Annotated in this window: 14 protein-coding genes; 1 reads left to right on the forward strand and 13 read right to left on the reverse strand. The window is 28.0% G+C overall.

All coding sequences use genetic code 11. The features are described 5' to 3' along the window. On the forward strand, window positions 1-737 hold a 737-nt coding region (locus tag LGK95_RS17645; protein WP_226126230.1), incomplete at its 5' end, for an NBR1-Ig-like domain-containing protein. Between the two features lie 203 nt (window positions 738-940). On the opposite strand, the gene LGK95_RS17650 is transcribed toward LGK95_RS17645, so the two are convergent. The 13 genes from LGK95_RS17650 to LGK95_RS17710 form a co-directional block, all read right to left on the reverse strand. Beyond that, on the reverse strand, window positions 941-1,618 hold the full coding sequence (locus tag LGK95_RS17650; RefSeq protein ID WP_226126231.1) for an acyltransferase: 678 nt from the start codon (window positions 1,616-1,618) through the stop codon (window positions 941-943). A gap of 146 nt (window positions 1,619-1,764) precedes the next feature. Beyond that, window positions 1,765-2,826, reverse strand: a complete 1,062-nt coding sequence (locus tag LGK95_RS17655; RefSeq protein WP_226126232.1) for an acyltransferase family protein — start codon at window positions 2,824-2,826, stop codon at window positions 1,765-1,767. Window positions 2,827-3,164: 338 nt separating this feature from the next. Continuing rightward, window positions 3,165-5,138, reverse strand: coding sequence for a heparinase II/III domain-containing protein (locus LGK95_RS17660; protein ID WP_226126233.1), 1,974 nt, complete (start codon window positions 5,136-5,138; stop codon window positions 3,165-3,167). Window positions 5,139-5,324: 186 nt separating this feature from the next. Next, window positions 5,325-6,758 carry an O-antigen ligase family protein gene (locus LGK95_RS17665; RefSeq protein WP_226126234.1) on the reverse strand — a complete coding sequence of 478 codons (1,434 nt, stop codon included), beginning with the start codon at window positions 6,756-6,758 and terminating at the stop codon, window positions 5,325-5,327. 271 nt (window positions 6,759-7,029) lie between these two features. Continuing rightward, on the reverse strand, window positions 7,030-8,451 hold the full coding sequence (locus LGK95_RS17670) for an oligosaccharide flippase family protein (RefSeq protein WP_226126235.1): 1,422 nt from the start codon (window positions 8,449-8,451) through the stop codon (window positions 7,030-7,032). Window positions 8,452-8,460: 9 nt separating this feature from the next. Then, window positions 8,461-9,603 carry a polysaccharide pyruvyl transferase family protein gene (locus tag LGK95_RS17675; RefSeq protein ID WP_226126236.1) on the reverse strand — a complete coding sequence of 381 codons (1,143 nt, stop codon included), beginning with the start codon at window positions 9,601-9,603 and terminating at the stop codon, window positions 8,461-8,463. A gap of 80 nt (window positions 9,604-9,683) precedes the next feature. Then, entirely contained in the window at window positions 9,684-10,859 is a 1,176-nt protein-coding gene (locus LGK95_RS17680; protein WP_226126237.1) for a glycosyltransferase, read from the reverse strand. Window positions 10,860-10,904: 45 nt separating this feature from the next. Then, entirely contained in the window at window positions 10,905-12,017 is a 1,113-nt protein-coding gene (locus tag LGK95_RS17685; RefSeq protein WP_226126238.1) for a glycosyltransferase, read from the reverse strand. Window positions 12,018-12,075: 58 nt separating this feature from the next. Continuing rightward, on the reverse strand, window positions 12,076-12,957 hold the full coding sequence (locus tag LGK95_RS17690; protein ID WP_226126239.1) for a glycosyltransferase: 882 nt from the start codon (window positions 12,955-12,957) through the stop codon (window positions 12,076-12,078). A gap of 11 nt (window positions 12,958-12,968) precedes the next feature. Then, on the reverse strand, window positions 12,969-14,018 hold the full coding sequence (gene rfbB / locus LGK95_RS17695; protein WP_226126240.1) for a dTDP-glucose 4,6-dehydratase: 1,050 nt from the start codon (window positions 14,016-14,018) through the stop codon (window positions 12,969-12,971). A gap of 49 nt (window positions 14,019-14,067) precedes the next feature. Then, a complete protein-coding gene (gene rfbC / locus LGK95_RS17700; protein ID WP_226126241.1) occupies window positions 14,068-14,649 on the reverse strand; it encodes a dTDP-4-dehydrorhamnose 3,5-epimerase in 582 nt (193 codons plus the stop codon). Between the two features lie 10 nt (window positions 14,650-14,659). Beyond that, entirely contained in the window at window positions 14,660-15,565 is a 906-nt protein-coding gene (gene rfbA / locus LGK95_RS17705) for a glucose-1-phosphate thymidylyltransferase RfbA (RefSeq protein WP_226126242.1), read from the reverse strand. A gap of 15 nt (window positions 15,566-15,580) precedes the next feature. Beyond that, complete coding sequence (locus LGK95_RS17710; protein WP_226126243.1) at window positions 15,581-16,441, reverse strand: glycosyltransferase family 2 protein; 861 nt, start codon at window positions 16,439-16,441, stop codon at window positions 15,581-15,583. Window positions 16,442-16,497: the final 56 nt, after the last annotated feature.

The raw sequence follows: 16,497 nt of genomic DNA on the forward strand, positions 1-16,497 counted from the left end.
CACAAGAAGGTGTAGGTTGGTTTGGTACAAAGTTTATTAAACCCATAGTAGTAAAGAAAATAGTTAGTGATTCCCAAATCGTTAGCCATACCATACCTGCTTCAATGGTAGTTGGTCAAACGTATAACGTTAATGTTGTAGTTAAAAACACAGGTTCTGAAACTTGGACCGCGGCAAAAAAATATAAGTTTGCTTTCTTAGGTACAAATGATCCATTCTACAATTATAGACTTGCTTTGTCTTCTACTGATAGCATTTTACCGGGGCAGACTAAGACTTTCACCTTTGCTATGAAGGCACCTCCAACCGAAGGAACATATATATCTGATTGGCAAATGGCACAAGAAGGTGTAGGTTGGTTTGGTACAAAGTTTATTAAACCCATAGTAGTAAAGAAAATAGTTAGTGATTCCCAAATCGTTAGCCATACCATACCTGCTTCAATGGTAGCTGGTCAAACGTATAACGTTAATGTTGTAGTTAAAAACACAGGTTCTGAAACTTGGACCGCGGCAAAAAAATATAAGTTTGCCTTCTTAGGTACAAATGACCCATTCTACAATTATAGACTTGCTTTGTCTTCTACTGATAGCATTTTACCCGGACATACTAAGACTTTTACCTTTGCTATGAAGGCACCTTCAACCGAAGGAACATATACGTCTGATTGGCAAATGGCTCAAGAAGGTGTAGGTTGGTTTGGTACAAAGTTTATTAAACATATTATTGTAAAATGATAAATAGATATTCGTGAGTATATCTTTCAATCTAATATATATTTAAAATTTAGTTATGTAATTAAAATAAAGAAGAACTAAATCGATGTCAAACGTTTTAGTTCTTCTTTGTCTTTATGTAACTTTTATAAACTCTCGCTAACTGTTTTCAGTAGAATTAGCATACGTTATTTCATGATAAATTTATATTATGTATTGTATTTTTAATTTTGCCAATTCACATCTTTTTTAATGATTTTTGCTGGATAACCAGATATAATACAGTTTTTTTCTACAAACTTTCTAGTTACGCAGCTATTATAGCCTACAATACAATCGTCAGGTATGATTGTACCTTTTAAAATGTCTACTTTAGAAGCTAACCAAACATGATTTCCAATTACTACTGGTTTACAAGTCTTTTGTACAATATCAATATCATTTAGGTTAGAAATAGTATGCCCATCTGAATCCCGAATATTAATACTCCAGCCTAGTAAAACATCATTACCAATTGTAACTTCTTTACTACATGAAAAGAAACAAGTTTTATTACAAGAGAAATTGTTTCCAAAAGTTAAATCTCCGTGATCTACACGTATGGACACTCCACTAGAAAAATCTGCTTTACCATTAAATATTATTCTTGCCTTCTCTCGAACATCAATATACCCTGTTTTTTTGTATGAATAATTTACTCCATCAGAGCCATTTCCAAAATTTATTTTAATCATAAACCTAGAAATTTCCCTATTAATAATTATACAATCTCGATAAATATTATGTATTTTAACATTATATGCTATTAATACAGGTAATTTTCTAGCTACTTTAAATGGAAAAACTTTAAAATTAAATAGTATCGTTTTTGGCATTGATATTAAGTATTTAACCAATTTCATATTAGATTCCCCCCTATATTATAAATCGAACTTCTTTTCATTATATTAAATATTATCATTATTACATTTTATTGTAAACAATTATATAATTAAAAGAAGCTATAAATTATTCTTATAATATAATTGAATATAAGTAGAAAAATCAATCACTGCTTTATCATAATATCTTTTAGTTTATCTGCTTTCTTAAATAAATTTTTAAAATACTTACCTATTGGTTTTTCTAATACATTATGGCAAATGCAACCACATGCCACTATAACAATATCAACTAATGTAATAGTGAAACTATTTATACATTTGATATTTGTCTTTTGTAATATTATTATTGTTGCACTTATCAATGTAAAATGCGTTAAATATATAGAATAGGAAGCATTACCAATATAAATTAAGAATTTATTGTATTTGCATTCATACTTTATGTTTTTTACGATTACACCAAATATAATTAAAGCTAATGATAATCCTATTAAAATTCTACTTAGATATGGTTTATCAAAGTAGATAAGTGTGGCAAAAAAGCATGTTAACATCAATCCCACTACTATACTTATATTACATATTTTTCTTGTAATACTTTCTTTATATTTTATTATTAGAAAGTATATCATGCCACCAATTAAGAATTCTAAATTAACCGGATTAAACATTACTTTAATAAACAGGTTCGCGTTATTAAAATTCCCAATTGTATTAACTAGACATCCTACTGTCCATAATTCAATTACTATCTTAGCAATCTTTTTATTACTAGCCATTGTTGTCAAAAACATTAAATAAAATAATATTTCATATGATAATGTCCATGCTTGAGGTATCATAAATAATGATTTATCTGGAATCAAAAAAATATTTTTCAATAAAAATACTATATTCTTTTGTCCTCCATTTCCTGCATTTGGAATTATAAACATTAATATAATTACACATGATAATATAACCCAATACAAAGGATATATTCTAACAAACCTTTTAACTAAATATTTTCCTACACTTTCTTTTTTTCTTGTATAAAGTAGAATAAATCCACTTACTATAAAAAATAAATCTACTCCTATAAAACCAAATTTAAAGATTCCATTTAAATAACTTATATTAAATTTTATTTGATACAAAGTGGTGCTGTGAAATAGAATTATAAGAATAGCACCAATTCCTCTCATAATTTGAATAGAATCTAATTTTATATTTTTTTTGATATCCATTTATCCCCCTAAATTAACATTAATTATTCTATCACTTTTATCCCATGTCTACTGTTGGACTAATAGTCCATAGACCTTTATTAAAAAAAGCATTAAGTTAGCTTTTGATTTAGTATAATAATTCATAGTGAAATCACTTATGCTACTATTAATCCAATTATTAATATCTATTTAGTAATCATATAGATTAGTGAATAGGTCTGCTATTGGACATATGCTCCTGTAATTTTACTCCATATTATTCATGTTTTATTAGAACCATAAGAAAATTGTCACTATTTCCTGTTTTTATACATTGTAAACATTTATCACTTAGATTTCTTATTACACAAAATTTTTTACTTATTCCATTTATCTAATCTTGTAACCTTTATTAAATGTTTAGGTTCAATTTCATTACTTTTTAGTGGACACATCATTACACTAATAGTAATTTTATTACCTACACTTAAATGTATCGCTAATTTATTTTCATTATTTTCTGTTTGACCCTTAGGATTTGGTGAAGAAGGAAGGGGCTCAGACTTAATGACTCTAAATTTACCTTCAGAAGGAGACAATATGCCAACCCATAATCTCTTTCCATCTTTCGATAATATTACAGATTTTTTATCACTACTAATTTTAATATCTGCTTTTGTGTTTGCAAACCACCACATATATGATTTGTTTATAGTGGTAATTTCATCCTGTATAAGTATCCGCCCATTATCCTTATACATTTCTATCCCTCTTATAACAGAGACTGCATCTTTCTTATATGCATCAGTTAAGTCTGCAATAGCAAAAGCCTTTTTCTCATCAGCCTTAAATGTAATTATTTTTGTGTCTGCCTTTGCATCTTGGTCAGGCTTACTACTAGGATTAATTGTTAAAGTATTGTGGCTCTCTGCCCTTTTTCTGTAATATTCCCATCTTTTATCATTGTGCTTTGTATCAAAATATCCTGGGAGATTATAATTTTCGCTTCCTAAGTCATTTATCCATCTTACACCTAGCGTTTCATATACAAAGGAACCAATATCTAGATCTCCATGACTTAACCCATTTTCCCCCGCTTTAAACCCTATGAAACTATCATTATGTTTCATTAAAGCAGTGTGCATACCCACAACTTCAACATTTTTAAAATATTTATCTTGTGCTATAGGTGCTTTGCTTTTTTCATTATTTCTACCCCAAATAAAACCCATAACACTACTATCCTTTAAGTCTGTTGCCTTATTAAAATACCAAGCATATTCCGGCTTATTATATTTATTGGCAAGCCAAAGCAGTACAGGTGATTTATTTATAGACTGCCCAGCATCTCCAAAATTAAATTGACCATTTACCCCTTCCAAATACATTGGGAAATCTCCCGTATAAGATAATCCCAAATAATTTGACAAACCAAAATCCGTTCCTAATGATGAATCCAATGATGCTATTAAATATGCTGTATATGTAGTCCCGTAGACCCAATAAGCTGTTCCCTCATACCATCCTCCATCTGGGTAATATTTTTTCAACATGTTAGGCAATGACTTAATGGCTGCTTCTAATATTTCTCCTGAAATCTTTTCATATTCTTTTCCTTCATCCGCTATTGCAAGTGCACCCATACCTATTCCACCGTTACAAACAGCGTTCCAATTATTATCTGATACTACCCACGAGGTTTTTTTTCTATATAAATCAAGTGCAGGTTTAAGCCCTCTATTTACTATTGCATCACGAACAATTGTCTTTTGTTCCTCAGATAAATAATCATATAACCAATCATAACCTATAGCCGCAGCATTTGTCATTTCAGCTGTAACTAAAAAATCCTTTGGGTCCCAATCATTATAATTATATTCTTGTTGATCAGGATTTTTGCCTGAAACAGTTTCAAGTTCAATCCACGCGCGTTCCGCATATTTGCTTTCACCTGTTATTTTGTATATAAAAGATAAGGTCTGCACTCTATCCAGTACCTTTCTGGTTATCTCCAGAAGCCTCACCCCATCAGCAACTTCATATTTTACTGGTGGCTCATATAACATAATATCTGCCTTTCTCCTTAAACTTTGAAATCTTGCTTCAATTTCTCTATTATTAGCTATTTGTAACCTAATTGTTTTGAAGTCATCATTTGAGGCTAATATTCTTGGATGTTGTTTATTGTTATTTTTACGCTCTAAAAGTTCAATAATATTAGATCCATCTGGTTTACTCCTTTTTATGTAATCGTCTGTATTTAATATTTTTTTGTTTTTAACATATAAAAAAGTTAAAGCACCGCATAATACTAGTAATAAAACAGATATAATAAATATTTTCTTTTTCATGTTTTATTTATAGTGTAAGAATGTAACAAAGGTATATTCTTACACTAAATACTCACATCCTTTTATTATCTCGTGTAAATGACACCACGTATCTTTCTAAATTATTCTATTTTTATAATATACTACTACTTAGATTTATCATAATTACAATCAAAATCCATTTTACTTCATTTCTTAATATAATTTTTATGTAGTTAAGTCATTATTCAATTGTTGTTTTTCATTTTCAGTTAATAATAAATAGTTATTTAATATCATACCCATACTAATCCAAAAAAAAGTACCAATATGAGAACTAAAAAATACACTAGATGAATTTAATGATAATATGCAAATGGTAAAAAAAACATAAACATACGCTCTATTACCCTTATTATATTTTTCTATGATTTTATATCTTGAATAAAATAATCCTCCAAACAGAAATAATAATACTATTCCTAAAGTACCAAACTCAGGAAGTATTTCCGCAACAAAGGTATCAGTTGTTTGAAGTTTTGCAAAATCGAAAGCATGCAGTTTATATTCATTAAAAATTTTATCCCCTGTTATCATTCGATATTTCATTGATCCATACGTGCCAAAACCTATTCCTACCAATGGATTGTCTTTCCAAACATTTATTCCATTAAGTATATAATATTCACGTGGAGTCATACCAACATATTCTTGTTTTGTGTCATTAATCATTTGCTGTATATTCATAAAATTATTTAGTACTAAGGACGCAACAACAATAATAATAGCAGTACTCAATATTTGACGTACTGATTTTAAGTTACTAAAAATAAATACTAAGATTAATGCAACTAATGCAATTCTTGTTCCAGAGAGAACAACATTAATTACTAAAAGCAACGAGATAAAATAAAACCAAATATTTTTATATATATACTTATTAAGATAGTAATATAGACAAAAAAGAATAGCTGCATAATTACCAAGTTCTATTGGGTATGGGAAAAAACCAATGGATCTGTAATTTCCATTACGAGAAACAATATCAAATCGTCCTCTAAATAAATCAAACAACTGAATATTACCAAGCAATTGTAAAAAAGATAATATAGTGCAAACTATGATAAAAAGCGAAAAAACCTTAAGCAATTTTAAAATGTCATCTTCATCAACTTTAGAAAGCATAATAAAATAAATTAAACCAAAGTATTTACAATAATCTAACGTAGATGTTATGAAAATTTTAAGACTGTGATAATGCTGCATAGTCGAAATGAAATTACAAAAAATAAACCCTATCAAAATAAGTGTTATTATCTTAAACTCTTTAGTAAACCAATTTTCATTTTTTATAAGAGCAAATCCAATTAAAAAAAACAAAATCATAATTTCAACAATTGATGCTCTCGTTTGTGTTGTAATCCAAGTATCATTTTGTTGCAATATAAATTCTAATACAACAAAAGATATTAACAAGTAAAATATAATACGTAATTCTATTTTAAACTCAAACCGTTTCCTTAATAAAATATCAACGAATACGAATAAACAAGCACCAAAAAGTATTATTAACTTGGAGTAAATAGTAAAAAAGCACAGTATAAAAGCAAATAAAACAACAAATAATATTATAAGTTTATCCTGCAGTTTAGAAATTAGCATGAAATCACACTCCTAATAAATTATTTTAACATGATATAACTTCGAATATTTAATAATGCTTACGCCCCTATTCTAGATTATATTTTCTGTCATATTCTCACCCAGCTATTAAGTATTACAATTCTGTATAATATTTTTCAAAATAGCTGATTTCAAATTAGGATTCTTAGTAGTAAATTTTTTTAAAATACTGGTCTATAAAATGATCCTAATATTTTAAAACACTACCTCATTTTTAAATCAATGTTTCCTATATATTTTAAACATTTTTTTACTTAACTCTATAATTAGGTCTTTTTTTGCTGAAAATATTTATTATTTTATTTAATGCTTCCTTTAATGTATTGGCATTGAAAAATATAACAAGTCCTAATAATAAAATCTGTATAAGGATTTCAAACCTAATATTAATATATAAGACCCCAATTTGGATAAATATAATGGTTAAAGTTAAACATAAACTTTTAATATTCAGCTTTATATTAACAAACTCTTTAGTATCCTGTATTCTTATTATCCACACTGCAAAAAAACTAATCATTGTTGAAAGTGTAGCTCCATTTAAACCTATAAGAGGTATTAACATAAAATTTAATACTATATTTATAACTCCACCAACTAATGAAGTCTTAAAAACTCCTTTTGTTTTCTTCATGGCAATATAATTAGTTCCCAAAAATGCTGAAAAACTTGAAAATACAACAGCAAGCAATAAGAAAGGTACATATCTCCACGAGCTACTAAATCCTTTTCCTAAAAATGTTATAATTACAGGCTTTATTACTACTAAGATTATAGATGTTCCTAATAACATTACTATAGATAAGATGTTAAATACATTTGTATAAAACTTAGATTTATTTTCTGAATCCCCTTCCTCTATAGCCGATAACTGCCAGGCCTGTGAGAAGGTTGAATTTAATAAGTTTAATAGTGTAGGAACCTTATTAGCTACAGCATATAATCCATTTGCTGATACTCCTAGAAATATCCCTACAATATATCTATCAGACACATTCATTATCCACCACATAAGCGAATTTGGAATTAGTGGAATACTATAAATCAACAGCTCTTTAACTAATTCATAACTATAACTTTTTATTTTAAAGTATCTCCAAATTTTAATTGATACTATTAAATATATATTACAAATGAAATTAGCAATTACTATTGACATGAAATATCCTTCTATTCCCATGTGAAGTTTTATAAGTAATACAATATTTAATATCAAGGTAATAAATGTATTTAGAACTCCGTTAAAGGCAAATATTTTTACCTCTCCTATTCCTCTTGCAAATTGAGAAATAAGGGCATTTACGCTTTGTAAAAATATTATTATGTAAAATATAAGTACATAGTTTTTTATAATTGATATGTTGGATAATATAGGATATAACAAGAGAAAAACTAAGTTACCACAAATAACTACTACTATACTAGAACTGAATATCTTCCTTTTACTGTGTTCAGATTTCACTGCAAATCTTAAAGTTCCGTCAGTTATATTTAATGATATGATAGGCAAAAGCAAAAAAATTGTTGCCATTATCATATCGATAGTTCCATACTGACCTGTACTTAAAACATAGGTATAAAACGGGACCATTATAATAGACATTAATTTGCTACCTAAATTGGCTATAGCAAATACCCCAGAATTTTTTAACAATTTTTTATATGCATTCATTTTCTTACCCTACAGTCCCTTAATTATTTTATTAATCATATTTTCAAAATATCCATTTGCTGCTTTATTCATTTCTTTTGCCTTTTGATCATATATTTCTTTTAGTCCTTTATTATCATCTATAAACTCTTGAAGACTATCTAAACTTTTATTTATGTCACCATTATAGTCTATTGAATACTCACTTAGTCCCAATATCTTATAACACTCTTTTCCCTTTACCTCATATGATATATTAAAAGCTGGGACCCCTGACATAATGGCTAAAATACACATATGTAATCTCGTGCCAATAACAAACTTGAATTTTCCAATATATTCTCTTAAATCATTAAGCAAATAATGGTTACAGTTTACTTCAACATGAGATTTATATTTTTCTTGAAGATTTCCTTGTATTTCTTTAGCTATAATAGAATCATCAATGTAGTTATCACTACCTTGGCAAGTAGAAACAAATTCAACTTTATTTCCGTTATCTACACACTTATAGACTATATTTTTTATTAAATCCATATAATTTTCTTTGCTTCTTCCATCATGGCCCCAATCTCTCACAGATATAGCCACTATATTCGATTGTTCATTATTACATTCTATTTTATCTAGTAAAAAAGCCGCATCATTTGTTCTTATAACATTATTATATTGTTTTACTTTCTCATATGAATCTTCATCCCTAACCATAAATAAGTCAAAATCATTCATAAAGTTATCAAGTATTTTCTCATCTATTACACTTAATGGTCCAACAGATTGTGAGTACATTACTAATTTTACATTATGAATTTTTTTTATTAGATCCATACAATATAATCTATCATATATACCGTAATATGAATTAATGTATCCTCCTGGTGCTGAAATAACTATATCAACATCTTTATAAAACTTATTGTTCACTATTTTCCATTTAAGTAAATTTTCCTTTAGCTTAGGAAAGATTGAACACAACTTGTGCTCTATCCTATTAAAATCATATTCTGATTTAACCCAAGTCATATCAGGATAAAGTTTTTTCATTGTTTTACATTTAAGTGTAGAAAATATCACCTCATATCCCATATCAATTAACTTTTTACTTAATCCGAAAACTAGAGCTGCATCTCCGTTATTAGTTGGTACTGCATTAGCAATTAAAATTTTTTTCATTTATTTTACTATACCTCACTTTAATTAAAATACTTATTCTAGTTCAAACTATCTCTTACCATAATCATAGTATACAGTTTTTATATGTTTTCAAATAACTTGGTCCATTGTACCACAATGTTTTCTATATCAAACTGTTCAGATTTTTTTATAGCATTTGTTGACATTTCACATCTCATTTCATATGACTCGCTAATTTCATACATAGCTTCTGCGAATTTCTTAGTATCAAATTTTTCTATAATTAGTCCTTCATTTTTATTATCTATTAAGGCTTCAACTGCAGTAATATCATAAGATATTATAGGCACTCCCATTTCAAGTGATTCAAGTACTATCATAGGCATACCTTCCCACCTAGACGACAGTAACAATACTGACGAGTCTAAAAAATGCTGTTTGATATCATCAGTGAAATTTTCTACCGTTATTCTATCGTTCAAATTATAGTTAGCAATTTGCTCTAACATTGTAGATTTGTCTTCACCTTCACCTACAATAACTAAGTTCCAATCGTTATTTTTCTTAGAAAATTCATAAAATGAATCTATTAGTAAATCAAATCCCTTTTGACGATTAAATCTTCCAGCTGCCAAAAATCTTTTATTATTCATGTCTGATTTAACCTGGCTAGTAAAGCTTCTGGGATTGTACATTACACTACTTTCTACATCATTTTCTTTTAAAAACATTTTTTTATCATATTCTGCGAGAACTAAATATTTATCTAATTTAGGTATGTATTTATTAAATAATATATCTTGATGCCAATAGTATTTTTCTTTAGTTTTTAAATAAGCATCATATGAATTATGTTGCCACCCTATTGTCTTTGCATCTAATTTATCGGAAATAATAGCTAATAACAGACTATAAGATCCAGCTACACCAATAATAATATCATATCCTTTAGAATTAAAATATTGAATGCATTTATCTTGTACTTCTTTTGGGTAATATGCCTTAGTTAGTAGTTTTACAGATATTTCTTTATTTAATATTTCTGTTTTATCATTTATGGTTCTTAATATTTTAGAGTATACTTTACTTGTAAGTTTTTTATTAAATATAGTTTGATTCATTATAATATTTACATTCTTATTTAAATTATATAATTCTCTGTTTTCTTTACATTCACTAGTATTACACAGTATATCTATAGTATGATCCTTAGTTAATTCACTTGCTAATACTGATACAACTCTTTGTATTCCACCTAAATCAAAAACATTATCTGTTATAAAACAAATCTTCATTTTCTCTCCACCATTCACATTATAAATGCATCAAATATTCCTATTTTATTCTTTTAACTCATCAATAACTTTTTTCATTTGTTGATTCCATGATACATTCTTTTCAGCAAAATCTCTAATTACTTTCACATCGAAATTTCCTTCTTTATACCAGGTAAAAATATCATTTAAATCAAAAATGCTTTCATCTTCATTAACTTTATATATAAAATCTAAATCAGATGGAACCAACGTATCATCATATCCTGTTATAACTGGAAGTCCCTTTGCAATATATTCTTTTGTTTTAATCGGATTATGACCGCCACCTGCTCTAAATAATGCTAATGATGAGACAGCTATGTCCATATTATTATATAAGTTCTCTAAGTCTTCCCCATCCTTAGCCCCTGTGAATATTACATTATCTTCAAGTTTATAATCTTTAACTAAGTTTTTTAAATAGTCGATAACCTTAAGATTTCCACCACCAACTATAAAAAATTTAACGGCTAGTTTGGAATTGTTTTTATAATTATTCATAGACTTAATAAACCTATCATACCCATGCCACCTGTCAATGCTAGCTACTCCAATTATATTTATAGAGTTCTCATTCTCTCCACTATTAACATCTTTAATAGAAACGTTGTCTAAATCCACTCCATTATCTATTTGTATTGTATCTATGTTAAAAATTTTGTCGTCCTTGTTTGTACAAGCTATTCTATATACATATTTGTATAGTCGATTTGTAACTTTATTATCAAGAAATTTAAATGTTTTCATCTTTAAACTATCATCTAGTTCTTCTAAGTATGGGTAAGTTGGTATCTCTATAATTATTTTTACTCCATTATCTTTTGCCTTCTTCAAAAAGGATAGCATACCTAAATTTGCAATAATATACCTTATGTATATATAATCATATTTTTTAAAATCTATATTCTTAGATAATTTTATAAAGTCTATATTACTTTTTACTGTCTGAGAATTTCCTGCCTTAGTTTCAAACATTTTTTTTCCGTTACAATATGTAGTACTAATTCCTTCTTTATATATCCAATCTACTTCATTGCTAAACTTCTTTAATGATTTAATTTGTCCTTCTATTTTTCGTTTTGCACCCTTGCTAATATCACTATTCATATCTGATAAACTAATATATAATCCGTTCATATAACTACCTCATTTCTTTTTTAAAAGGAATCAATAAATATGTAGAAAGTTTTTCAACTTAATTAAACTCCCCAAACTTATTGTTTTTAAAATCTTGATATCCTTTTATACTCATTCTCATTTTATTAATCTTATCTTTTTCAAATATGATAATTTTAAGATTTTCATTAATAAATGTCTTTCTATCATATTTCATATATTCCTTATCATTCTTATACTCCGCTCTCATGTAACATCTATTTCTAGTTACATAATACCTTCTTAATGCCGAATGATTAGAACAATTTATTTTCACTCCGAAAAAATTATAAACTTTTGTATTACCAAGACTATGAAGAAGTTTGGCATTTCTTACCTTTACCATTCTTTCACCAGATTGTTTAACCCTTAAACAAAAGTCATGATCAACACTGTCTATAAATAGTTTTTCTTTAAATGATCCTACATTAATAAATACATCTGATTTAACTAAATTTCCAGATGTATTATCAAATCCAATTTCATTATAACTATAGTTTCCAAGAGTAGATTTGTATATTTCTTTATCTTTTATACTGCTCTTATCAATATATTCTGGGAACAAACCTACAATATTATCATTGGATTTAAAACAAGTTTCGTAACAACTAAGCATTACCTTCACCATATTTTCTGTTGCTTGGCTATCGTTGTCCATTGTTAAAATCCATTCATATTTATTGTCTAATGCATATTTAACTCCTAGATTTAATGCATTGGCTATTCCCATATTATTTTTGTTATATATTACAATAACATCATATTTCAGTTTTATATCATCCAATACATTTAGCGTTTCATTATCAGAACCATTATCAACAATAACAACCTTTTCTACTTGATTGATTATTGCATTAAAACACTCATAAAATTTTATTCCTATATTATAAGTAACTATCACACAACAAACGCTGTTTTTCATTTATTGTCTCCTTATTTATACATTTTCTCATAATATTTTTGATAATCGCCAGATGTAACATTGTTCATCCAAGCCTTATTATCTAAATACCATTGTATAGTTTTAACGATGCCTACCTCAAATGTAGTTTCAGGGTACCATCCTAATTCTTCTTTTATCTTATCTGGTGCTATTCCATATCTTCTATCATGTCCTTTTCTATCCTCAACATATTTAATTAGTTCTTCAGTTACTTCCTTGTCTACATTTTTATTAATGTATTCAATAACTGTTTTCACTATTTGAATATTTGTTCTCTCATTATGTCCACCAACGTTATAGACTTGTCCTAATTTTCCATTATTAATTACCATATCGATAGCTTTTGCATGATCTTCAACAAATAACCAGTCTCTTATATTCATGCCATCACCGTAAACAGGTAATTCTTTGTGTTGTAAACAATTGTTTATTAATAATGGTATTAATTTTTCTGGGAATTGGAATCCACCATAATTATTTGAACATCTTGTTATATTAACTGGCATTTTATAAGTATCAGAATAAGCCTTTACCATTAAATCTGAGCTAGCTTTACTTGCTGCATATGGGCTATGAGGATCTAATGGAGTTGTCTCTCTAAAAAATCCTTCTGCACCTAGTGATCCATAAACTTCATCTGTTGATACATGAAGGAATTTAACTCCTTCTTTGAATCCATCTTCTGTTTCCCATGCATTTTTTGTACAGTTAAGCATATTAACTGTTCCAAGTACATTTGTTTTTACGAATATTTCTGGTTCACGTATACTTCTATCAACATGCGATTCTGCTGCAAAATGTACAACGTAATCTATATCATTTTTATCAAAAACGCTTGTAACCAATTCTTTGTCACAAATGTCTCCTTGAACAAATGTATACCTTTCATCCTTTTCTATAAGCTTAAGATTTTCTAGGTTTCCTGCATAAGTTAGTTTATCTAAATTTATTATTTTTATATCTTCATATTTATTTAACATATACAAGATGAAATTTGATCCAATAAATCCTGCTCCGCCTGTAACTAAATATCTTTTCATAATTAATCGCTCCTCATAATTTTATACTTACTTTGGTTAAGTCTATACTTTATTTGGTAAGTATAAAGTCTTCATATCCACTTAGATCCAAGTCTTTTAATTTAGGATGAACCATATCTTTCTCAGATAAAAGTACATTGTCTATTCCATCTATTGGCCATTTTATATTTATATCATCATCATTCCACATAACTCCACCATCATATTCTGGAGAATAAAAATCTGTACATTTATAATTAAAAACAGCTTCATCAGACATAACTAAAAATCCATGTGCAAAACCCTTTGGAATATAAAATTGTTTTTTGTTATTCTCACTTAAAACAACCCCTTCCCACTTGCCATATGTAGTTGATCCTTTTCTTAAATCCACTGCCACATCAAAAACTTCTCCACTAGTTACTCGAACAAGTTTTCCTTGACTGTGTTTTCTTTGGAAATGAAGTCCTCTTAAAACACCTTTGCTAGACTTTGATTCATTATCTTGAACGAAAGTCATATCAAGACCGGCTTCTTGAAAATGCTCTTTATTATAAGTTTCCGTAAAATAACCCCTGTTATCTCCAAAAACCTTTGATTCTATAATATATACTCCATTAATTTTTGTTTTATTAAAAGTAAAGTTCCCCATTATAAGCCTCCTATTCTACTGTCACTGCAACTTGATCTCTTACTTTTTCTATTTCTTCTACTATATCTACTAAATATTTTCCATAGCCATTTTTCATTAATGGCTTTGCAAGTTCAATAACATCTTCTGATGTAATCCATCCTTGTCTATAAGCAATTTCCTCAAGACATGCTATATGTGTTCCTTGTGTGTTTTGAACAGCTTCAACAAAATTTGAAGCTTGAAGCATAGATGCATGAGTTCCAGTATCAAGCCAAGCCATTCCTCTACCTAAGAGGTCTACTTTTAAAGAACCTTCTTCCATATATACCTTATTAAGATCAGTTATTTCAATTTCGCCTCTATGTGATGGCTTTAATGCCTTCGCCTTTTTAGCTACTGTATTATCATAAAAATATAATCCTGGTACTGCATACTTTGACTTTGGATTTTCTGGTTTTTCTTCTAATGAAATAACCTTTCCCTCGTCATTAAATTCAACAACACCAAAAGCTTTTGGGTCTTGAACTTGATATCCAAATACTAAAGCTCCTTCTTTCAAAGTAGCTGCTTCTATCAAACGACCTGAGAATCCTTTACCATAAAATATATTGTCTCCGAGTATCATACCAACACTATCAGTTCCAATGAACTCCTCACCTATTATAAATGCTTCTGCTAAGCCGTTTGGATTTTCTTGAACAGCATATTCAATGTTTAATCCAAACTCTTGTCCATCTTTAAAAAGTTCTTTAAAACTAATAATATCTCTTGGTGTAGATATTATTAATATATCCCTTATTCCAGCTAGCATTAAAACTGACATAGGATAATATATCATTGGCTTATCATATATTGGAACCATTTGCTTTGACATTACTTTTGTTACTGGATATAATCTTGTACCTGACCCACCTGCTAGAATTATGCCTTTCATATCCTCACACCATCCTTATGTTGTTTTTAATTTTCCATATTTATTATAAATACCATCATGAATCCCTTTAAAAAAATATGAAAGCCTTTCTTTTCTTTTGTTATCAAATAATAATATAAAAAGGAAGTCTTTAATTACTCTCTTAATATAGATTACACTATATGTCTTACACATGTATATTGTATTTCTAGTTATGTAGTAAACTACAGGAGAACTATAATTGTTGTAAAATACCTTTATCCCTAAAAGTTTCTTCGCTATCTTATATCCTTCTTCATGTAATAGCGTTACATTATTACATTGAACTATATCATATTTAGCTTTTAATAAACGTTGACAAAAATCGTAATCCACATGATATATAAATAACTCTTCTTTAAAATACCCTATAGTATCAAATACGCTTACTTTTATAAGTGATCCTGATTGAATACAGTCCTTAACTTTAATATATTTAGAATCTTCATATCCCTTCTTGGATATGAAATCCTGCTTATGCGTTTCAAAAATTCTTGGAGTTAAGATGCCTATGTTATCTTTATTTTTATAGTCTTTTTCGCAAGATAGCATATTTTTTATCATATCTTGCTCAGCTACACTATCATGGTCTAATGTTAAAATCCAATCACATTTATTTTCCTTAGCAAACTCTACTCCTTGATTCAATGCTTTTGCTATCCCACAATTTTCTTTGTTAAAGATTATATTTACTTTTTTATTTTCATTTAGCTTAATTAATATATCTATAGTCTCTTTTTTAGATGCATTATCTACTATCACAATAGTATCTATTTGTTCAATAATTGAATTAACTACCTCAATTATTTTTTCATCTATATTATATGTAATTATTGCTGCACAAACTTTGTTTTCCATATAGTCTATATCCCCTTAAGCACCTGCATATAGTTATAACATATTTTATCATGCTA

The organism is Clostridium algoriphilum (assembly GCF_020443705.1).
Classification (GTDB): domain Bacteria; phylum Bacillota; class Clostridia; order Clostridiales; family Clostridiaceae; genus Clostridium_AD; species Clostridium_AD algoriphilum.